This window comes from Microbacterium terrae (assembly GCF_017831975.1).
Taxonomy (GTDB): domain Bacteria; phylum Actinomycetota; class Actinomycetes; order Actinomycetales; family Microbacteriaceae; genus Microbacterium; species Microbacterium terrae.
Genome location: NZ_JAFDSS010000001.1, coordinates 3,193,714 through 3,213,937 on the forward strand (window position 1 = coordinate 3,193,714; position 20,224 = coordinate 3,213,937).

General features: G+C 69.1%; 21 protein-coding genes and 3 tRNA genes. 12 read left to right on the forward strand and 12 right to left on the reverse strand.

Going from position 1 to position 20,224, the window contains the following annotated elements; all coding sequences use genetic code 11:
- Window positions 1-6: 6 nt before the first annotated feature.
- A complete protein-coding gene (locus JOD63_RS14530; RefSeq protein WP_045276635.1) occupies window positions 7-213 on the reverse strand; it encodes a cold-shock protein in 207 nt (68 codons plus the stop codon).
- Between the two features lie 318 nt (window positions 214-531).
- Between JOD63_RS14530 and JOD63_RS18080 the strand changes: the two genes are divergently transcribed.
- Together JOD63_RS18080 and JOD63_RS14540 are read left to right on the forward strand one after the other, a co-directional pair.
- The gene (locus JOD63_RS18080; protein WP_045276634.1) at window positions 532-1,197 is read left to right on the forward strand and encodes a GntR family transcriptional regulator; all 666 of its coding nucleotides are present in this window, start codon (window positions 532-534) and stop codon (window positions 1,195-1,197) included.
- The gene (locus JOD63_RS14540) at window positions 1,194-2,558 is read left to right on the forward strand and encodes an amidase family protein (RefSeq protein ID WP_211088131.1); all 1,365 of its coding nucleotides are present in this window, start codon (window positions 1,194-1,196) and stop codon (window positions 2,556-2,558) included. Before JOD63_RS18080 ends, JOD63_RS14540 begins: the two co-directional genes overlap by 4 nt.
- Window positions 2,559-2,630: 72 nt before the next feature.
- Here JOD63_RS14540 and JOD63_RS14545 read toward each other — a convergent pair.
- Window positions 2,631-2,714, reverse strand: a tRNA-Leu gene (locus JOD63_RS14545).
- Window positions 2,715-2,868: 154 nt separating this feature from the next.
- On the opposite strand from JOD63_RS14545, the gene JOD63_RS14550 reads away from it, so the two are divergent.
- From JOD63_RS14550 to pknB, 7 genes are all read left to right on the forward strand, one after another.
- On the forward strand, window positions 2,869-3,612 hold the full coding sequence (locus JOD63_RS14550) for an FhaA domain-containing protein (RefSeq protein ID WP_045276632.1): 744 nt from the start codon (window positions 2,869-2,871) through the stop codon (window positions 3,610-3,612).
- A complete protein-coding gene (locus JOD63_RS14555) occupies window positions 3,609-4,142 on the forward strand; it encodes an FHA domain-containing protein FhaB/FipA (RefSeq protein ID WP_045276631.1) in 534 nt (177 codons plus the stop codon). Before JOD63_RS14550 ends, JOD63_RS14555 begins: the two co-directional genes overlap by 4 nt.
- Window positions 4,143-4,155: 13 nt before the next feature.
- Window positions 4,156-5,394: a PP2C family protein-serine/threonine phosphatase gene (locus JOD63_RS14560; protein WP_045276630.1), complete on the forward strand. Its 1,239-nt coding sequence runs from the start codon at window positions 4,156-4,158 to the stop codon at window positions 5,392-5,394.
- Window positions 5,391-6,785, forward strand: coding sequence for an FtsW/RodA/SpoVE family cell cycle protein (locus tag JOD63_RS14565; protein ID WP_045276629.1), 1,395 nt, complete (start codon window positions 5,391-5,393; stop codon window positions 6,783-6,785). The genes JOD63_RS14560 and JOD63_RS14565 overlap by 4 nt, the downstream gene beginning before the upstream one ends.
- Window positions 6,785-8,242 carry a peptidoglycan D,D-transpeptidase FtsI family protein gene (locus JOD63_RS14570; protein ID WP_045276628.1) on the forward strand — a complete coding sequence of 486 codons (1,458 nt, stop codon included), beginning with the start codon at window positions 6,785-6,787 and terminating at the stop codon, window positions 8,240-8,242. The genes JOD63_RS14565 and JOD63_RS14570 overlap by 1 nt, the downstream gene beginning before the upstream one ends.
- A complete protein-coding gene (locus JOD63_RS14575; RefSeq protein WP_045276627.1) occupies window positions 8,239-10,017 on the forward strand; it encodes a serine/threonine-protein kinase in 1,779 nt (592 codons plus the stop codon). The genes JOD63_RS14570 and JOD63_RS14575 overlap by 4 nt, the downstream gene beginning before the upstream one ends.
- A gap of 89 nt (window positions 10,018-10,106) precedes the next feature.
- Window positions 10,107-11,810 (forward strand): Stk1 family PASTA domain-containing Ser/Thr kinase, encoded by a 1,704-nt coding sequence (pknB, locus tag JOD63_RS14580; protein WP_084613662.1) that lies wholly within the window; start codon window positions 10,107-10,109, stop codon window positions 11,808-11,810.
- Here the strand turns inward: pknB and JOD63_RS14585 are convergent.
- From JOD63_RS14585 to JOD63_RS14595, 3 genes are read right to left on the reverse strand one after another with little or no spacing between them, the layout of a single operon-like run.
- The gene (locus JOD63_RS14585) at window positions 11,792-12,451 is read right to left on the reverse strand and encodes a glutamine amidotransferase-related protein (RefSeq protein WP_045276626.1); all 660 of its coding nucleotides are present in this window, start codon (window positions 12,449-12,451) and stop codon (window positions 11,792-11,794) included. The genes pknB and JOD63_RS14585 overlap by 19 nt on opposite strands.
- A gap of 10 nt (window positions 12,452-12,461) precedes the next feature.
- Window positions 12,462-12,617 (reverse strand): hypothetical protein, encoded by a 156-nt coding sequence (locus tag JOD63_RS14590; RefSeq protein ID WP_045276625.1) that lies wholly within the window; start codon window positions 12,615-12,617, stop codon window positions 12,462-12,464.
- Window positions 12,617-13,330 carry a class E sortase gene (locus JOD63_RS14595; protein WP_084613699.1) on the reverse strand — a complete coding sequence of 238 codons (714 nt, stop codon included), beginning with the start codon at window positions 13,328-13,330 and terminating at the stop codon, window positions 12,617-12,619. The genes JOD63_RS14590 and JOD63_RS14595 overlap by 1 nt, the downstream gene beginning before the upstream one ends.
- Before the next feature lie 147 nt (window positions 13,331-13,477).
- On the opposite strand from JOD63_RS14595, the gene JOD63_RS14600 reads away from it, so the two are divergent.
- Complete coding sequence (locus tag JOD63_RS14600) at window positions 13,478-13,711, forward strand: cell division protein CrgA (RefSeq protein ID WP_045276623.1); 234 nt, start codon at window positions 13,478-13,480, stop codon at window positions 13,709-13,711.
- 145 nt (window positions 13,712-13,856) lie between these two features.
- Here JOD63_RS14600 and JOD63_RS14605 read toward each other — a convergent pair whose 3' ends face one another.
- Window positions 13,857-14,735: a rhomboid family intramembrane serine protease gene (locus JOD63_RS14605; RefSeq protein WP_045276622.1), complete on the reverse strand. Its 879-nt coding sequence runs from the start codon at window positions 14,733-14,735 to the stop codon at window positions 13,857-13,859.
- A 15-nt stretch (window positions 14,736-14,750) separates the two neighbouring features.
- Window positions 14,751-15,323, reverse strand: a complete 573-nt coding sequence (locus tag JOD63_RS14610) for a peptidylprolyl isomerase (protein WP_045276621.1) — start codon at window positions 15,321-15,323, stop codon at window positions 14,751-14,753.
- A 96-nt stretch (window positions 15,324-15,419) separates the two neighbouring features.
- Between JOD63_RS14610 and JOD63_RS14615 the strand changes: the two genes are divergently transcribed.
- Both JOD63_RS14615 and JOD63_RS14620 read left to right on the forward strand, forming a co-directional pair.
- The gene (locus JOD63_RS14615; RefSeq protein ID WP_045276620.1) at window positions 15,420-16,004 is read left to right on the forward strand and encodes a hypothetical protein; all 585 of its coding nucleotides are present in this window, start codon (window positions 15,420-15,422) and stop codon (window positions 16,002-16,004) included.
- Window positions 15,997-16,485: an aminoacyl-tRNA deacylase gene (locus JOD63_RS14620; protein ID WP_045276619.1), complete on the forward strand. Its 489-nt coding sequence runs from the start codon at window positions 15,997-15,999 to the stop codon at window positions 16,483-16,485. Before JOD63_RS14615 ends, JOD63_RS14620 begins: the two co-directional genes overlap by 8 nt.
- Here JOD63_RS14620 and JOD63_RS14625 read toward each other — a convergent pair.
- The 5 genes from JOD63_RS14625 to gyrA all read right to left on the reverse strand — a co-directional run bounded on the left by JOD63_RS14625 (window position 16,478) and on the right by gyrA (window position 20,194).
- Complete coding sequence (locus JOD63_RS14625; RefSeq protein WP_045276618.1) at window positions 16,478-16,915, reverse strand: NUDIX hydrolase; 438 nt, start codon at window positions 16,913-16,915, stop codon at window positions 16,478-16,480. The genes JOD63_RS14620 and JOD63_RS14625 overlap by 8 nt on opposite strands.
- Before the next feature lie 74 nt (window positions 16,916-16,989).
- Window positions 16,990-17,062, reverse strand: a tRNA-Ala gene (locus JOD63_RS14630).
- 31 nt (window positions 17,063-17,093) lie between these two features.
- Window positions 17,094-17,167, reverse strand: a tRNA-Ile gene (locus JOD63_RS14635).
- Between the two features lie 73 nt (window positions 17,168-17,240).
- Window positions 17,241-17,645 (reverse strand): DUF3566 domain-containing protein, encoded by a 405-nt coding sequence (locus JOD63_RS14640; protein ID WP_045276617.1) that lies wholly within the window; start codon window positions 17,643-17,645, stop codon window positions 17,241-17,243.
- Entirely contained in the window at window positions 17,642-20,194 is a 2,553-nt protein-coding gene (gene gyrA / locus JOD63_RS14645) for a DNA gyrase subunit A (RefSeq protein ID WP_045276616.1), read from the reverse strand. The genes JOD63_RS14640 and gyrA overlap by 4 nt, the downstream gene beginning before the upstream one ends.
- Between the last annotated feature and the right edge of the window lie 30 nt (window positions 20,195-20,224).

Below are 20,224 nucleotides of genomic sequence, written 5' to 3' on the forward strand. Positions count from 1 at the left end.
GGAAACTCAGACGGGGCGGATGTTCTCCGCCTGCAGGCCCTTCGGACCCTGTGCGATGTCGAACTCGACCCGCTGGTTCTCCTCGAGCGAGCGGTAGCCGCCCGCCTGGATGGCCGAGTAGTGGGCGAAGACGTCTGCGCCACCCTCATCGGGCGCGATGAACCCGAAGCCCTTCTCCGAGTTGAACCACTTGACGGTACCCTGCGTGCTCATTACTTGCCGTTCTTCGGGGGTGCCCGTGCGCTTATGCGACGAGTCGGAGTCAACGCTACTGATCTCGGGCCCGAAGAGCGAGGTTTATCACGGAAGGTGACACAAATGTCACCTTCATCAGGCATGGTCCCATCGCACGCCCGGGCCGAGCAGAGCTCCAAGCCCGGGCGCCGACGGATCCCCCCGGATAGGCCACGCAGAGCGTGACAGGCACCATCGTACCGATATATCGCGCGATCGGCGAGGGAGCGAACCGTTTTTCCGGGCGGCGCCGGACTGGCCGCGACCGCCTGGTCCGCGCGTACAATCCAGATACTCATGTCCTCCGCCTTCCCCCCTCTGGAGCCGCGCGGCTCGGTGCTCGGCGACGAGGTCTACCAGCTGCTGGGTCAGGCGATCATCGACGGCACGCTGGCGCCGGGCCAGCGTCTGCGCGACCAGGACCTCGCCGCCGACCTCGGCGTCTCGCGCACACCGGTGCGCGAGGCACTGCAGCGTCTTGAGTTCTCGGGCGTCGTCGAGGTGCTCCCCGCGCGGTTCACGCGCGTCTCGGCGCCCACCGACAAGTCGCAGTCCGATCTGTTCGAGCTCGTCGGCTACCTCATGGGCATCACCCTCCACATGTCCTTGGCCAGGTGCGACGACGAGACGCACGCGCGGCTCGTCGGGGAGGCCGACACCTTGGTCGCCGCTTCGCTGGCCGATGACTACGAGGCGCTGATCGCGGCGAGCATCGACTTCTTCACGCAGCTCACTTTCGCGTCGGGCAACACCGCTGTGCTGAAGTTCATGCGCGAGGCCCAGATCGCGATCCGCCGCAACCTCCGCGCGTGGCGGCCCGGGGTCGCGTGCCCCATCCACCGGAGCGACCTCTATCAGCAGTTCCGTGACGCGGTGGCGCGCCGCGACGCGACCACGGGCGAGGCGGTCCTCCGCGAGATCCACGGACTCGGCCGGGCGGCCGCCGAGACGGTCGACGGGTGACCCTCGACCCCGCGCGCGCCTCGGCGATCGATCTCGCCACCGCGGTGCGACGCCGCGAGTTCAGCGCCGTCGAACTGGTCGAGCACGCTTTCGCCCGCGCGGACGCCGCCGACGCGCAGGTCGGCGCGCTCGTCGTGCGCGACCCCGACCGTGCACTCGCCGATGCGCGCGCGGCCGACGAGGCGATCGCGCGGGGCGATGAGCGCCCGCTGCTCGGAGTGCCGATCAGCGTCAAGGAGAGCTTCGACCTGCGCGGCCATCCGACAACGTGGGGATTCGCCGACCTCACCGGGCACCGCGCGGAGCGCGACGCCCTCGCCGTGCGACGACTGACGGATGCCGGTGCCGTCGTCATCGGCAAGACGAACGTGCCGGTCGCCCTCAACGACTGGCAGAGCGACAACCCGATCTACGGACGCACCCGCAACCCCTACGACCTCAGCCGCTCGCCCGGGGGCTCGTCGGGCGGATCGGCCGCGGCACTCGCCCTGGGGTACTCCGCGCTCGAACTGGGCTCCGACATCGGCGGATCGGTGCGGGTGCCGGCGGCCTTCTGCGGCGTGTTCGGGCACAAGCCGACCTGGGGTCTCATCCCCGCCGAGGGTCATTCGCCCGGCGGCTGGGACGGCGTCGGCCCACCGCTCGCCTCGATCGGTCCACTGGCGCGGACGGCCGGCGACCTCGCGCTCGCCCTCGGGCTGATCGCGGGCCCCGACGACTTCTCGCCGGCGACCACGCTCGCCCTGCCGCCGTCACGGGTGGAGTCTCTCGTCGGATGCCGGATGCTCGTGCTCGACGAGCATCCGTCGGCCGCGACTGATTCCGTGGTGCGCCGCGGGGTCGACGACGTGGCGACCGCAGCCGAGCGCGCCGGCGCCCTCATCGCGCGTTCGAGCCCGCTGGTTCCCGACCTCGCGGCCGTGCTCGAGGACTACCGCACGATGCTCGCCGCCGTGGGCTCGCGCCGGGCGCCGGCCGGCACGCCGTCGCTCCCGGTGCGGGACTGGTTCGAGCTGGTGGACCGGCAGCTCCACGTGCGTCGGCGGTGGGCGGCGCTGTTCGAGGAGTTCGACGTGGTGGTCGCGCCGACGTTCGGCACCGTGGCCTTCCCGCTCTCCGACGAGCCGGTGCCCGATCGGCGCACCCTGGTGATCGACGGCCGCGACGAGCCGTTCGAGCCGCAGCTCGCGTGGCCGTCGCTCGCCACGTTCGCGAACCTCCCGGCGACCGCCGCCCCGATCGGCATGACCGCCGACGGGCTGCCGATGTCGGTGCAGGTGATCGGACCGCACCTCGGCGACCTCACGACGATCGCCGTCGCGGCCGCCGTCGCCCGCGAGATCCCGCCGCCGGCGCTCTGACGTCATCGAGCCCGGTGATCACGGGCATCAACGAGAATGGGCCCCCCACACGGGGAGCCCATTTCGCGTCTGTGCGCGAGGGGGGAGTTGAACCCCCACGCCCTTTCGGGCACTGGCACCTGAAGCCAGCGCGTCTGCCTATTCCGCCACTCGCGCGAGTCTTGGATCCGGAGATTCCACGAACTCAACTTGCCGAGGATATCATGCCTCGCGGCGCACCCCGAATCGGCGGTTCGCGCCCGCGGTTCGCGGGTGATTCAGTGTGTGCAACTAGCATGTACCAACCGGCACCCCCCGTCCGAGGAGCCCCGTGGGACTACTTGACAGCTTCGAGAAAGGTCTCGAACGCGCTGTGAACAGCGCGTTCGCGAAGACCTTCCGCAGCGGCATCCAGCCCGTGGAGATCGCCGCGGCGCTGCGCAGCGAGCTCGACAAGAAGGCCGCGGTCGTGAGCCGCGATCGCATCCTCGCGCCCAACACGTTCACCGTGCGGCTGTCACCGGCCGACGAGGAGAACATGGCGCGACTCGGGGGAGCGCTGACGCACGAGCTCGACACCCTGGTGCACCAGCACGCCAAGGCCCAGGGGTACTCGTTCCCCGGCCCCGTCTCGATCACCGTCACGCGCGACGAGCAGCTGTCGACCGGCACGCTGCGCGTGGACTCGGCAACCGGCCAGGGCGGCAGCGTGTCGTGGCGCGGTGTCGTCGACATCGCCGGCAAGCGGCATCCGCTCGTCAAGGCCCGCACCGTGATCGGCCGGGGCAGCGACGCCGACATCACCATCGCCGATGCCGGCACCAGCCGGCGGCACGTCGAGATCCTGTGGGACGGCACGCGTGCGATGGTGCGCGACATGAACTCGACGAACGGCACCAAGCTCGACGGGAACAAGGTCACCGAGGCCGCACTGCCGCCGGACTCGACCGTCACCATCGGGCGCACCGACATCGTCTTCCACGTCATCGCGCAGTCGGCCCCGCCGAAGCCGACGATGTCGGCCGACGACGCCACCCGCATCTTCGACATCCGCGACGGAGGTGGATCGGCGTGAGCGAGCTCACCCTCCTGCTCCTGCGCATCGGCTTCCTCGTGCTGCTGTGGGGCTTCGTGTTCGCCGTGGTCTACTCGCTGCGCGCCGACCTGTTCGGCGTGAAGGCGCGCAAGCTCCCGGAGGCCGCGGCTGCCGCCCCCGCCGCTGCCGCCCCCGCGCGGGCGCAGTCCGACGCGACCGCGCCGGTCGTCGCAGCAGCCCCGGCGCCACCGGCGAAGGGCGGCGCCGCGACCACGTCGTCCGTGTCGCGCATCGTCATCACCAGCGGGCCGAAGGCCGGGCTCGAGCTGACCCTCGGAACCGACCCGCTGACCATCGGGCGATCGAGCGAGTCCGGTCTCGTCATCCGCGACGACTACACCTCGAGCCACCACGCGCGGCTCGTGCTGTGGGGCGACCAGTGGATGATCCAGGACCTCGACTCGACCAACGGCACGTGGCACGACGGCGCCCGTGTCGCCGCGCCGACGGCCGTCGCCATCGGCGCACCGATCAAGGTCGGCGCCACCACCTTCGAGCTGCGGAAGTAACGGCCCCGCCCCGATGGTCTTCCAAGGCTCGAGCGTTGCGATCTCGCATACCGGCAAGGTCCGCTCCAACAACCAGGACTCCGGCTACGCCGGCTCGAACCTGTTCGCCGTCGCCGACGGCATGGGCGGTCACGCCGGCGGCGATGTGGCGTCGAGCATCGCGGTGCACCGGCTGGAGCAGCTCGACCAGCCGTACGAGTCGACCGCCGCGGCAGAGCGGTCGCTCCGCGACGCCATCTCCGACACCGCCGTCCAGCTGATCGACACGGTGCACGACCGCCCCGAGCTCGCCGGCATGGGCACGACCGTCAGCGCGCTGGTGATGGTCGACGACTACGCGGTGATCGCGCACATCGGCGATTCGCGCATCTACCTCTTCCGCGATGGGTCGCTCACCCAGATCACGACCGACCACACCTTCGTGCAGCGCCTCGTGGACTCCGGTCGCATCACGCCCGAAGAGGCGCGCTACCACCCGCGCCGCTCGGTGCTCATGCGGGTGCTCGGCGACATGGACCCCGAGCCCGAGGTCGACACGTTCATCATGCCGACGCGGCCCGGTGACCGCTGGCTGCTGTGCTCCGACGGACTGTCTGGCGTGGTCGACGACCCGCACACCACGAAGGCCCTCGCGCAGGGCATGGCTCCGGGGCGCACTGCCGACGCGCTGCTCAAGCAGGCGCTCGACGGCGGCGCACCCGACAACGTCACGATCGTCATCGTCGATGTCGGCGGGGCGCACCCGCTGTTCTCGGGCACCCCCACGATCGTCGGCTCCGCCTCGAACCCCGACGGGGTCGACGTCCCCGCCGCACGCCCCGGTCGCACCAGCTGGCTGCACCCCGGGCGGCAGGCGGCGAACGAGCCGACGCACTTCGAGCCCGCGCCCCAGTTCCTCGAAGAGCTCATCGAAGAGGACAAGCGTCGGGCACGGCGCCGCCGGGTCGGCTGGATCGTCGGCATCGTGGTCGTGCTCGGCCTGATCGCGGGCGGACTGTGGCTCGGGTACCAGTTCACGCAGACCCGGTACTTCGTCGGCGCCGACGAGGACACTGTCGTCATCTTCCAGGGCACGCAGCAGAACATCGGTCCGATCACGCTCTCGACCCCGTACGAAGACACCGGGATCCCGCTCGACTCGCTGTCGGACTTCGCTCGCGCCACGGTGCAGCAGACCATCTCGGCGAGCTCCCTCTCAGACGCGCGCCGTATCGTCGCCGACATCAGCGAACTCGCGGGAGGAGGCGGATGAGCACGCCGACGAACACGCAGACCGGCGACGTGTCGACCGACACCGCCGTGGTGCGCGCGCTCCGCCGCATCCGCACGCCCCAGACGCTGCGCAACCGCGAACTCGTGCTGCTGCTGTTCGCCTTCGCGATCAACGCCGCCGCCGTCGCGCTGGTGCAGCTCGGCGTCAACGACGCGATCGACTGGACGTTCCTGGTCTACTGCGGCGGCCCGAGCGCGCTGATCATCGCGCTGCACATCGTGCTGCGCCTGCGCGCGCGGGACGCCGACCCGTTCCTGGTGCCGATCGCGACCCTGCTGAGCGGCCTGGGCATCGCCCAGATCTATCGCCTCGACCTGCATTGGGACCGGCACGGGTGGGATGCCTATTCCGCACGACAGCTGGCGTGGGCGGCCATCGCCCTCGTGCTCGCCATCGTCGTGGTGATGTTCCTGCGCAACTACCGGGTGCTCTTCCGCTACACGTACATCTTCGGGTTCATCGGCATCCTCCTGCTGATCCTGCCGGTCATCCCGGGCCTCGGCACCGATGCGAACGCCGACGTGTGGGTGCGTCTCGGGTTCTTCTCCTTCCAGCCGGGCGAGCTCGCCAAGATCTGCCTCGGCATCTTCTTCGCCGGCTACCTGGTGCGCACCCGTGAGAGTCTCACCTCGACGGGCACGCGATTCCTCGGCCTGACCTGGCCGCGGGCGCGCGAGCTCGGCCCGCTGCTGGTGATCTGGCTCGTCTCGCTCGGCATCATCGTGATGCAGCGCGACCTCGGCACCGGCCTCCTCATCTTCGGCATGTTCGTCGCCATGCTCTACGTCGCCACGAGCAAGACGAGCTGGGTGCTCATCGGCCTGCTGCTCGTGGCAGTCGGCGCCTTCCTCGCGACGCGTCTGCTGCCGTACGTGCAGGGCCGGTTCACGAACTGGCTGGATGCCTTCAACCCGGCGCTCATGGACAACAGCAGCTACCAGCTCGTCAACGGCCTCTTCGGCATGGCCCAGGGCGGACTCATCGGAACAGGACTCGGCCTCGGCCGCCCGTACCTCACGCCCGTCGCCGAGAGCGACTACATCTTCCCGAGCCTCGGCGAGGAGCTCGGCCTCGTGGGGCTGTTCGCGATCCTGGCGCTGTACATGGTGCTCGCCAGCCGCGGCATCCGCATCGGGCTCGCCGGGCAGGACGACTTCGGCAAGCTCCTCGCCACCGGGCTGTCGTTCACCCTCGCCCTGCAGGTGTTCATCATGGTCGGCGGCGTGACCCGGCTGATCCCGCTCACCGGTCTCACCACCCCGTTCCTCGCGGCCGGCGGCTCGTCGCTCGTGGCGAACTGGATCATCGTGGCACTGCTGCTGCGCATCTCGGATGCCGTGCGCACACGCCCCCGGGCGGTGATCGGCTGATGACGAAAGAGCTCCGGCGCATCAGCATCCTCATGCTCGCCATGTTCTTGGCCCTGTTCGGCGCGGTGAGCTGGATCCAGGTCGTGCACGCCGACGAGCTGTCGGCGAACGAGGCGAACCGGCGCGCCCTGTACGACTCGTACGAGGTGCAGCGCGGGTCGATCATCGTCGGCGGCTCGGCGATCGCGTCGTCGGTGCCCTCGAACGACCTGTACAGCTGGCAGCGGGTGTACACCGACGGCGACATGTGGGCGCCGGTCACCGGATTCATCAACCCGGCGCTCGACTCGTCACGCGGGATCGAGCAGGCGATGAACGGGGTGCTCAGCGGCACCGCGAGCTCGCAGTTCCTGCAGCGCATCGAGCGCATCGTCACCGGCCAGCAGCCGCGCGGCTCGAACGTGGTGCTCACGCTCGACCCCGCCGTGCAGCAGGCCGCCTACGAGGCGCTCGGCGACCTCACCGGCGCGGTGATCGCGATCGAGCCCGACACCGGGCGCATCCTCGCGATGGTCACGAGCCCGAGCTACGACACGAACCTGCTCGCCTCGCACGCCACCGACGAGGTCAACGCCGTCTACGACGCCCTCGAGGCGGATGCCGGCAAGCCGCTGTCGAACCGCGCCATCGCCGGCGACCTCAACCCGCCGGGGTCGACGTTCAAGCTCGTGGTCGCCTCGGCCGCGCTGGCATCGGGCGACTACACCCCCGAGTCGACCCTGCCGAACCCGGCCCAGTACCAGCTGCCCCAGTCGTCGAGCATCGTGCACAACGCCAGCGGCGGCACCTGCGGCTCGGGTTCGACGGTGACGATCGCCGACGCCCTGCGCCTCAGCTGCAACATCCCCTTCGCCGAGCTCGCGGTGGAGCTGGGTGACGACGCGATCCGCGAAGAGGCCGAGAAGTACGGCTTCAACACGTCGTTCGAGATGCCGCTGGTCTCGACGCCCTCGACGTACCCGCGTGCGCTCGACGACGCCCAGACCGCCCTCACCGGGTTCGGTCAGGGTCAGGTCATCGCCACGCCGCTGCAGATGGCGATGGTCTCGGCGGGCATCGCGAACGACGGCGTGGTCATGAACCCGCAGATGCTCGATCGCGTCATCGGCGCCGACCTGTCGGTGCAGCAGACGTTCGACAGCAGCGAATTCTCCCGCGCGCTCGACCGTGATCTGGCCGAGGAGATGGTGTCGATGATGGTCGCCAATGTCAGTGACGGGGCGGCGTCGGGTGCAAGAATAGACGGGGTCGACGTGGCCGGAAAGACCGGAACCTCTGAGAACGGCACGGACGATCCGTACACACTCTGGTTCACCGGGTTCGCCCCCGCCGACGACCCCGAAGTCGCCGTCGCGGTCGTGGTCGAAGACGGCGGTGGGCAGGGGCAGTCTGGCAGTGGGAACACAATCGCGGCTCCGATCGCGAAGAAGGTCATGGAGGCGGTGCTGACGAGATGAGACCGACGCAGGGTGTGACCTTCGGCGGCCGTTACGAGCTCGATTCGCGGATCGCGATCGGCGGTATGGGCGAGGTGTGGGAGGCGACCGACCACGTCATCGGACGGACGGTCGCGATCAAGATCCTCAAAGACGAGTACATGGGCGACCCCGGGTTCCTCGAGCGCTTCCGCGCCGAGGCCCGCCACGCCGCGCTCGTCAACCACGAGGGCATCGCCAGCGTGTTCGACTACGGCGAGGAGAACGGCAGCGCCTTCCTCGTCATGGAGCTCGTCCCCGGCGAAGCCCTGTCGACCATCCTCGAGCGCGACACCTCACTGTCGACCGACAAGACGCTCGACATCGTCGCGCAGACCTCCGCTGCCTTGCAGGCCGCCCACGCGGCCGGGCTCGTGCACCGCGACATCAAGCCGGGCAACCTGCTGATCACGCCCGACGGACGGGTGAAGATCACCGACTTCGGCATCGCGCGCATCGCCGACCAGGTTCCGCTGACCGCGACCGGCCAGGTCATGGGCACCGTGCAGTACCTGTCGCCCGAGCAGGCCTCGGGTCACCCCGCGTCGCCGGCGACCGACATCTACTCGCTCGGCATCGTCGCGTACGAGTCCGTCGCGGGCAAGCGTCCGTTCACGGGCGAGTCGCAGGTGGCCATCGCGATGGCGCAGATCAACGAGCAGCCCCCGCCGCTGCCGCCGACCGTCGCCGAGCCGGTGCAGAACCTCATCATGGCGATGATCGCCAAGAAGCCCGAGGAGCGTCCGACGTCGGCCGCCGCCGTCGCGCGCGCCGCCACGGCGCTCCGTCGCGGCGACGTGACGGCTGCGGCCGCCGCTGTGCCCGCTGTCGCCGCCGGCGTCGTCGCATCCGACGATGTGACGCGCCTGCTCACCTCGGCGGGGTCGACGGCTGCGGCGACGCAGCTCCTGCCCGCGCCCGACGGCGAGGCCGAGGAGACGCCCGAGAAGAAGAAGCGCAGCCCCTGGACGTGGCCGCTCATCGCGCTCATCATCCTGCTGCTGCTCGTTCTCGGCGGCACCATCGCCGCGATCGTCGCGAACCAGGGCGGCGAGGAGCCCACGGCTTCCACGTCGACCCCGCGCGACACGCCGACGCCGACGCCGACGCCGACCGACACGCCGACGCCCACGCCGACCGAGGAGCGCATCAACGTCAACGACCTCGGGCTCGTCGGCAAGACCTGCGACGAAGCCCGCGGCATCGTCGAGGGCGCCGACCTCGTCGCCAGCTGCTCCGCAGGCGCGGCGGCCCCGACGGCCGATGACGTGGGCCTCGTGTACAACGTCGACCCCACCGGCAACGTCGTCGCGGGCGCCACGATCACGATGCTCGCCTACGGCGACCAGACCGCACTGGAGGCACCGACGGCGCCGACGCTGAGCGCGACGGAGGTCGAGCCGGGCGGCACGGTCCAGGTCAGCTGGACCGGGTACGCGTGCCCCGCGGGCGAGGGCTCGCCGAGCTCGTACGACTTCACGGCATCCAACGGCACATTCGCCAACGGCCAGTCGACGTCGTCGTTCACGCTCGCCCAGGCCCCGGCGGTCGTCACCGTTCCGACCACGTCGACCTCCGGGTCGGTCGTGGTGTCGTACACCGTGACCTGCTCGGGCGGACCCTCGGGTGCCCGCACCTCGCCGGCCTCGTCTGAGGTCACCGCTGCGATCGTCGCCCCGGCCGAGGACAACTCAGGTGAGGGCGGCGACGGCTCGGGTGAGGGCGGCGGAGACGATTCGGGCAGCGGCAACGGCTGAGCCCGCCGCACGCCTCGACTGAGCCGAGTGCGACGAGCACCGTCGCCGCACTCGGCTAGTCTGGCTGTTGTTCCACGCAGGGAGATACTGTGACCGCTGAGCCGCGCGTGCTGTCGGGGCGCTACCGCATCGACGAGCCCATCGGTCGCGGTGGCATGGCCAGCGTGTACCGCGGACGCGACCTCACGCTCGGTCGCGAGGTCGCCATCAAGATCCTCGACCGCGACCTCGCAGGCGACAACGCGTTCCGCACCCGGTTCCGCCTCGAGGCGCAGGCGGCATCACGGATGGCGCATCCGACGATCGTCCGCGTGTTCGACGCGGGGGAGGACTCCGAGACGACGCCCGAGGGCACCGTCCGCGCTGTCCCGTTCATCGTGATGGAGCTGGTCAAGGGGCGCCTCCTCAAAGACGTGATCGCCGAGGGCCCGGTTCCGGTGGCCGACTCGGTGCGCTACGTCGACGGCATCCTCGAGGCTCTCGAGTACTCCCATCGCGCCGGCGTGGTGCACCGCGACATCAAGCCCGGCAACGTGATGATCACCGACGCCGGCCAGGTGAAGGTGATGGACTTCGGCATCGCCCGGGCCGTCTCCGACAGCTCGTCGACGGTTGCCGAGACCACCCAGATCCTCGGCACGGCGGCCTACTTCTCGCCCGAGCAGGCCAAGGGCGAGCCGGTCGACGCCCGCGCCGACCTGTACTCGGCGGGGGTGGTGCTCTACGAGCTGCTCGCCGGCCGCCAGCCCTTCCGGGGTGAGTCGCCCGTCGCGGTGGCCTACCAGCACGTGAGCGAGACGCCGCTGGCGCCGTCCGAGGTGCGCGAGGGAGTGCCCCGCTCGCTCGACGCGGTCGCACTGCGCGCCCTGGCGAAGGACCCGTTCCAGCGCTTCCAGGATGCGGCGACCTTCCGCGAGGCGCTCGATGCGACGGTGGACGGACGCTCTCCGTCCAAGCGCCAGGTGGGAGCGCTCACCAGCGAGCTGTACGGTCCGAACCCGAAGCAGGCGGCCGAGACCGCGCGCTCGCTCCGCCAGCTCAGCACCGACACCACGATGAAGCGCACGCAGTCCGGTCCGCCGGTCGCGTGGATCTGGGCGGGGGTGGGACTGCTCGCCGTGCTCCTCATCTCGATCCTGTTCTGGACGCTGTCGATCCGCCCGGTCGACACCGAGGTGCCGAGCACGTCGCGCATCGTGCCGAACGTCGTCGGCATGACGTTCGCCACGGCGAGTGAAGAGCTCGGCAAGAACGATCTCACCGCCTTCCAGGTCGACGAGGAGAACGCCGACGTCGCCGAGGGCGATGTGATCCGCACCGACCCCGAGGCCGGGGCATCCGTCACCCCCGAGCAGACGGTTCGCGTCTATGTGTCGACCGGCCAGGAGACCTCGACCGTTCCCGTGCTCGAAGGACTCGGTCAGGATGCCGCGACCGCCGCGCTCGAGGAGGCCGGGCTACAGCTCGGCACCGTCACCAAGCGCAACGACCCCGACCTCGCCGCCGGCACCGTCATGACCGCGGACCAGACCGCCGACAGCGAGGTGGCGCGGGGCACCGTGGTGAACCTCGTCGTGGCGTCGGGTCTGATGACCGTCAAGGACTACACCGTCACCTACACGGTCGAGAGCGCCAAAGCCGAGCTGGAATCGGCTGACTACGGCATGACCGTGAAGACCGAAGAGGATGCCGCGTGCACCGCGACGTCACCGACGACGGTGCACCAGCAGTCGCTCGTGGGCGATGTGGCGATCCACTCCGAGATCACGCTGACCTACTGCACGGGCCCCTGACCCTCGGCGCCGCGTCCGGCGCGGTGCGGGTGAAGGAGTGCACCGCGGGGTGCCGCGCCCGGGCTGCCCACCGATGACAGCCAGTTGCCGAGCAGGCGGTAGCCGCCTTCGGTGAGCACGCTCTCGGGATGGAACTGCACGCCGTCGATCGGCAGGTCGCGATGCCGGAGTCCCATGATCACGCCGCCCGCGGTGCTGCTCGCAACCTCGAGTGCGTCAGGCAGCGACGCCGGCTCCACGGCGAGCGAGTGGTACCGCGTCGCGGTGAACGGGTCGGGGAGGCCCGCGTAGATGCTGCGGCCGTCGTGGTGCACCGGGGAGGTCATGCCGTGCATGAGCTCGGGTGCGTGCGACACCGTCGCTCCGAACGCCTCGGCGATCGCCTGATGGCCGAGACAGACGCCGAGGAGCGGCATCCGTCGTTCGGCGCACGAACGCACCACGGCGACGGATGCTCCCGCCGCGGCAGGTGTGCCGGGGCCGGGCGAGACGAGCACTCCCGCGTAGCCCGCGATCGCCTCGCCGACGTCGATGATCGCGTCGGCCTCGACGACGTCGGTGTCTGCCCCGAGCTCGTGCAGATACCCGATGAGGGTGAAGACGAAGCTGTCGTGGTTGTCGACGACGAGGATGCGGGTCATGTCGTCACCGTCAGCCGACGGTGACCTCCTGCGGGTTGACGAACTGGCTCACCCACGGGAAGGCGTAGAAGACGAGTCCGTACAGCACCGCGAGGGCGAGCACGATGAGGAAGAGGATGCGGAGCCAGACCGGCCCCGGGAGGATCCGCCACAATGCCGCGTACATCAGGCCTCCACATCCGTCATCGCCGGCGGTGCGCCCGCCGACCGGGGGGTGAACGATTCGAACACGCTGTAGGCGACGATGCGCTCGGCGAGCGAGTACATCGGGCTGCAGCTGGTCATCGTCAGGTACCGGGTTCCGGGCGGCACGTCGGGTGCCTGCGGCACCGGCAGCAGCACCTCGACCTGATCGGGCTGCACGTACTCGAGCGTTCGGAACCGGTAGGTGTACCAGCCGACCTCGGTCTCGACCACGATCGCGTCGCCGACCTGGAGCTCGGCGATGCGGTTGAACGGCTTGCCGTAGGTGGTGCGATGGGCGGCGACCGCGAAGTTGCCGACCTCGCCGGGCATCTTCGTACCGGGGTAGTGCCCGATGCCGATCGGGTCGAGTGTGCCCGAGCGCGTCACACCGCCCGCCATGGGAACGTGGTAGTCCGCACCGAACCGCGGGATGTACATCACGCCGAACAGCTCGGTGTCAGCGGGCTCGGCGAGGATCACCGGTTCAGCGGTCACCGGATCGGTGTCGTCGGCTGTCGGCGTCGGCGTGGGGCTCGGCGTCGCGGAGTACTCCTGCGCCCACTCCTGGCTGATCTCGGATCCGGTGGCGTTGCGTTCGGCTCCGTAGATGAGGTCGCCGACCCAGAGCTGCCACACGACGTAGAGCAGCGTGATCACGCCGAGTGTGATGAGGATCTCGCCGATGACGCCGATGATCGACGTCCGCCGCCTCGGTGGGCGGTCATCGCCGGCGGCGCTCCGGGACGCCCCGCGTCCGGGAGAATCCACCCCCACAGATTCCTCCACAGGGTGATTCTAGTCAGCGTGGGGTGGGACTCCGCTGGCAGTTAGACTGTCCGAATGGCACGCAAGGATGACGACGCGCTGGTCGAGCGCGCAGAGGGCGAAGCCGCGCCCAACCCGGTGTGGTTCAAGCCGATCATGGTCGGTCTGATGCTGGTCGGATTGGTATGGGTGCTCGTCTTCTACCTGAGCGGCACGCAGTACCCCATCCCGGGCATCGGCCCGTGGAACCTCGCGATCGGCTTCGGCATCGCGTTCGTCGGCTTCCTCATGACCACCCGCTGGCGCTGACGCCCGCTTCGACTCGAAAAGCCCCGGTTGATCCGGGGCTTTTCTGTTGGCCGAGGGTTCTTAACAGGGTTGTTAACACCTGTGAATTACACGGGTGTGATTCTCCCCACCTGTGGATGAGCCTGTGGATAACTCCCGGACGAGATCAGAACACGATGCGGGGAGCGACGACGAGCACGCCGATCAGCACAGCGGTGAGGGCGACCAGGAGCCAGATCTGCAGGGCGCGCCGGCGCACCGAGCGGGTGCGCGCGTAGATGAGGCCGACGAGGGCGCCGGTCACCAGTCCGCCGACGTGCGCCTGCCACGAGACGTTGAACCCGGGGATGAACCCGATCACCAGGTTGATGCCGAGCACGATCGCGATGCCGGCGACGTTGGCGCCGATGTGGCGGCCGATCACCAGCAGCGCACCGAACAGGCCGAAGATCGCTCCGGATGCTCCGACCACGGGCGTTCCGAACGAGAGTGCGGCGACCGCGGCCGAGCCGCCCAGCATGCTGAGCAGATAGAGCGCGAGGAACCGCCACCGGCCGAGAAGCGGCTCGAGCGATCGCCCGAGCATCCACAGCGCCAGCATGTTGAGCCCCACGTGGTAGAAGCTCGAGTGCACGAGGCCCACGGTGAAGACGCGCCACGGCTGGAAGAAGCCGCTCAGGTCGGGGTAGAGCAGGGGAGGCCACAGGGTGAAGGCATCCTTGATCGCGTCGCCGATGCCCGGGATGAGCGTCAGCAGATACACGAACGCGGTCAGCCCGATGATCGCGTAGGTGACGATCGGACGACCGGAGGTCGTTGCGAGCGCGCGCGGCCGCGACCACCGGCGTTCCGCCTTCTTCTGCGCCGGAGTGGCGGCCTGCTGCTGCGCGCGCAGGCACTCCGGGCACACGACTCCCACGGGTGCCTGCGTCTGGCACTCGGGGCAGATCGTGCGCAGGCACCGCTGGCAGAGCACGAAGCTCTGCCGGTCAGGGTGCCGGTAGCAGAAGTTCTCGCTGTTGCGACGGAACGCGTCGGTGGTCACGGCGCGGCGTGCGTGTCAGACCGTGACGATGTCGATCGACGAGATGACGACCGGCTCGATGGGGCGATCGCCCGCTGCGGTGGGAACCTCGACGATCGCGTCGACGACGGCCTTCGAGGCGTCGTCGGCGACCTCGCCGAAGATCGAGTGCTTGCCCTGCAGCCACTCGGGGCCGCGGCCGCCCTGACCGGGAACCGTGATGAAGAACTGCGAGCCGTTGGTGCCCTCGGCCTTGCCGGTGATCGCGTTGCGACGCAGGCCGGCGTTGGCCATGGCGAGCTTGTACGGCTCGGTGAAGGTCAGCTCGGGGCTGATCTCGTCGTTGAAGTTGTAGCCCGGGCCGCCGACGCCCTGACCGAGCGGGTCGCCGCCCTGGATCATGAAGCCCGAGATGATGCGGTGGAAGATGACGTCGGTGTAGAGGGGGCCTTCGCCAGGCTTGCCGGTGGCGGGGTGGGTCCAGGCCTGCGTGCCATCGGAGAGCCCGATGAAGTTCTGGACCGTGCGAGGGGCGTGATCGCCGAACAGGTTGACGACGATGTCGCCGTGATTCGTGTGGATGGTGGCGACAGCGGTGTGAAGCGGCATGATGCCATTCTTTCAGAGTTCCTGCGAACCTCTCCCGTCTCGGATAACGTCTGGCAGGATGGGGAGACCAGATCCCCGGTCGATTGGGAGGGCACCGTGAGCCTCAGCCGCAAGCGCAAGAAGGAACTCCGCAAGCTCCAGACGCAGGCGAACAACCTGTGGGAGTCGCAGCAGGTGCTGGTCGGTGAGGCCGCATCCGTCGCGCGGGAGGCCAGCAGACAGCTCGGCCACTTCCACCGCGAGCAGGTCGCACCCCAGGTGCAGGCCGGCTACGACAAGTACGCGGCGCCCTACGTCGACCGCGGCGTGCAGGTGTCCAAGCGGGTGCTCGAAGACCGCATCGTCCCCGCGGCGGGTGCCGTGGTCGGATCCGCACTGTCGGTGTGGGATGCTGCCGCCGAGACGCGCGACCGCCTGTCGGCGGGCAAGGGCCTCGCGATGCCCGACTCCGACAAGTACGCCAAGATCGCGAACAAGTACTCGAAGGACGCCGCCAAGAAGCTGCAGGCGCGCCTCGCCGGTGCGCCGCCTCAGAAGCAGGGCATCGGCGCCGGCGGGGTGATCGCGATCATCCTCGGCGTCGCCGCCGCGGTGGGCGTGCTCTACGCCGCATGGCAGACGCTCCGCGCCGATGACGAGCTGTGGGTGGCGGACGACCCGCTGCGCGCACCGGATGCCTGAACCCACGGCATCCGTCGCAACAGAACGTGTCCGTGCCGCGGCCGCTGCCCGTGATCTCGACATCGAGATCCGGGAGCGGCCAGCGGCGGACAGCCTGACGGCGGCGGCAGAGCTGCTCGGCATCCCCGCCTCGAGCATCGTCAAGACGCTGGTCGTCAAGCGCAGCGACGACACTTATCTGTTCGCCCTCGTTCCCGGCGACCGTGCGATCTCGTGGCCGAAGCTGCGCGCCGTCGTCGGCGTGAACAAGCTGCAGCTGCCCGACCCGGCGCGAGCCCTGGCAGCGACGGGGTACGAGCGCGGCACGATCGTGCCGATCGGAAGCACCACCGACTGGCCCGTCTACGCCGACGAGCTCATCGTGGGGGAGCGGATCGCGATGGGCGCCGGTGCTCACGGCTACAGTCTGTTCGTCGAGGCGGACGATCTGATCGCCGCCTACGGCGCGATCGTCGCCGACATCTTTCAGCCCGTCAGCTGACCTGATCGCGGTCTCGGTCCATCGCCAGCGCGATGTCGACCAGCTTCACCCGTTGGAGCGTCTCCACCTCGGCGAGCGGGAACCACTCCGCGCGATCGGTGGAGCCATCGACCTCGTTGCGCAGTCGGCCACCTGTCACCCGCGCGCGGTAGACGATGCGCAGGGTGTGCAGCGGCTCGGTGGCATCGGCTGCGAGACGTCGACCCGCCGGGATGACGCGGGAGTGGATGCCGAGCAGGCCATCGAGGCTCACGCGGTAGCCGGTCTCTTCGAGCACCTCACGGCGCGCGGCGTGCTCGGGGTCTTCGCCGGGTTCGAGCCCGCCGCCCGGCAGCGTCCATGCCGACCGCCGGCCTTCGATCCAGTGGGCGAGGAGCATGCGGTCGTCGTCGTCGATGACGACCGCGTAGGCGGCCACTCGCAGGTCCATGCTTCACCCTACGACGCGGCGGAAGGATTCGAAACGAAAGCGCCGCCCCTGCGGGACGGCGCTTGTCGTATCTGTGGAGCCTAGGAGATTCGAACTCCTGACATCCTGCTTGCAAAGCAGGCGCTCTACCAACTGAGCTAAGGCCCCGGGGCTTGTACCGCGGACGATGTCCGCTGAGTGGGGCTACCAGGACTTGAACCTGGGACCTCTTCATTATCAGTGAAGCGCTCTAACCGCCTGAGCTATAGCCCCGTTGTGGTGGCACTTTCGCGCCGCCAACCTCCAAGACTTTACCCGATGCGCGGGCAAAGTCGAAATCGAGGTGTCAGTTCGAGGTGAAGCCCACGAGCAGACCGCCCGTGACCTTGACCGCGAGGTTGTAGATGCCGGCGATGACCGCGCCGAGCACGGTCACGACGACCAGATTGAGGATCGCGACGATCGCGGAGAACGCCAGCACCTGCGGGAAGCTGATGAAGTTCGACAGCAGCACGCTGCCGTCGGACAGGCTGCCGACGAACTCGTCGGCCTGGCCGATCAGCCCGGTGGTCTGCACGACGAGGAAGATCATCACGAACGACACGACGGTGACGACGGCGATCGCGATCGCGGCGAGGAAGGACAGCTTCACTGCCGACCAGAAGTCGACGTAGACGAGGCGCAGGCGAACCTGCTTCGCGCTGGTCTTGTGGCTGGACTTGCGGGCGAGCTTGTCGGCTACCGTGCTCATGCGTCAACGCTCTCTTCAGGGGACTCGGGAGAGGCCTCGGGTGTGCCGTTCTCGTCGGCGACCTCTGATTCTTCGGCGAGGCCGCGCTCTCCGTTCCGAGCGATCGCCAGGATGCGATCGTCGTCTGCGGCGCGGGCGAACACGACACCCATGGTGTCTCGGCCCTTGGCAGGGACCTCGGCCACGGCAGAGCGTACCACCTTGCCGCTGGCAAGAACCACCAAGACCTCGTCGATCTCGGAGACGATCAGACCGCCCGCGAGATCGCCGCGATCCTCGTGCAGTTTGGCCACCTTGATGCCGAGTCCGCCGCGGCTCTGCACCCGGTACTGGTCGACGGAGGTGCGCTTGGCGTAGCCGCCCTCGGTCACCACGAAGACGTATCCCTCGTCGCGGACGACCGATGCGGACAGCAGGCTGTCGCGGTCGCGGAACGACATTCCCTTCACGCCCTCGGTCGACCGACCCATCGGACGCAGCGCGTCGTCGGTGGCCGTGAAGCGCAGCGACATCCCGTGCCGGCTGATGAGCAGGATGTCATCGCCCTCGTCGACGAGCATCGCGCTGACGACCTCGTCGCTCTCGCGGAGGCGGATCGCGATGACGCCGCCCTGACGGTTGGTGTCGTAGTCGGTGAGGCGGGTCTTCTTGACCAGGCCGCCGCGCGTGGCGAGCACCAGGTAGGTGGCGGCGCTGTAGTCGCGGATGTCGAGGATCTGGGCGATCTCCTCGTCGGGCTGCAGGGCGAGGAAGTTCGCGGCGTGCTGGCCCTTCGCGTCGCGACCGGCCTCGGGGAGCTCGTACGCCTTCGAGCGGTACACGCGACCCTTGGTCGTGAAGAAGAGCAGCCAGTGATGGGTGGTCGTGACGAAGAAGTGCTCGACCACGTCGTCGGCGCGCAGCTGCGCACCCTTCACGCCCTTGCCGCCGCGGTGCTGCGAGCGGTAGTTGTCGCTGCGCGTGCGCTTGATGTAGCCGTCGCGCGTGACCGTGACGACGACCTCCTCCTCAGCGATGAGGTCTTCCATCGAGACGTCGCCGTCGAAGCCGTGCAGGATCGTGGTGCGCCGGTCGTCGCCGAACTTGTCGACGATGGCGGTGAGCTCGTCGCGGATGATCGTGCGCTGGCGCTCCGGCCGGGCGAGGATGTCGTTGTAGTCGGCGATCCGGGCCTCGAGCTCCTGGGCCTCGTCGATGATCTTCTGGCGCTCCAGCGCCGCGAGGCGACGCAGCTGCATGTCGAGGATGGCCTGCGCCTGCACCTCGTCGATGTCGAGGAGTCCCTGCAGTCCCTCGTTCGCCTCCTGCACGGTGGGCGATCGGCGGATGAGCGCGATGACCTCATCGAGCGCATCGAGCGCCTTGAGGTAGCCGCGCAGGATGTGCATGCGTTCTTCGGCCTTGCGCAGGCGATACGTCGTGCGGCGGACGATCACCTCGACCTGGTGGTCGACCCAGTTCGAGATGAACGCGTCGAGCGAGAGCGTGCGCGGCACCCCGTCGACGATCGCGAGCATGTTCGCGCCGAAGTTCTCCTGCAGCTGGGTGTGCTTGTACAGGTTGTTCAGCACGACCTTGGCGACGGCGTCGCGCTTCAGCACGACGACGAGGCGCTGACCGGTGCGGTCGGACGTCTCGTCACGGATGTCGGCGATGCCGGTGATCTTGCCCTCTCGAGCCAGGTCGCCGATCTTGACCGCGAGGTTGTCGGGGTTCACCTGGTACGGCAGCTCGGTGATCACGAGGCACGTGCGGCCCTGGATCTCCTCGATCGAGACGACCGCGCGCATCGTGATCGATCCGCGGCCGGTGCGGTACGCCTCGCGGATGCCCTTCGTGCCGAGGATCTGCGCGCCGGTCGGGAAGTCGGGACCGGGGATGCGCTCCATGAGCGCTTCGAGCAGCTCTTCGCGCGTCGCATCCGGGTTCTCGAGCGCCCACAGCGCGCCGGCCGACACCTCGCGCAGGTTGTGCGGCGGGATGTTGGTGGCCATGCCGACCGCGATGCCGACCGAGCCGTTGACGAGCAGGTTCGGGAAGCGCGCCGGCAGGACCGTCGGCTCCTGGGTCTGACCGTCGTAGTTGTCCTGGAAGTCGACGGTCTCCTCTTCGATGTCGCGCACCATCTCGAGCGCAAGCTGAGCCATCTTCGTCTCGGTGTACCGCGGGGCGGCGGCGCCCATGTTGCCCGGCGATCCGAAGTTCCCCTGGCCCTGCGCGAGCGGGTAGCGCAGCGACCACGGCTGCACGAGGCGGACGAGGGCGTCGTAGATCGCCGAGTCGCCGTGCGGGTGGTACTGACCCATGACCTCGCCGACGACGCGCGCGCACTTCGAGAACGACTTGTCGGGGCGGAATCCGCCGTCGTACATGCCGTAGATCACACGGCGGTGCACCGGCTTGAGCCCGTCGCGCACGTCCGGCAGAGCGCGGCCGATGATGACCGCCATCGCGTAGTCGAGGTAGCTGCGCTGCATCTCCAGCTGCAGGTCGACCTGATCGATCTTGCCGTGGTCGTGCTCGGGGGTGGGGCGTTCTTCGTCAGCCATGTCTTCTCGTTCTCAGTTCCGTTCGCGCCG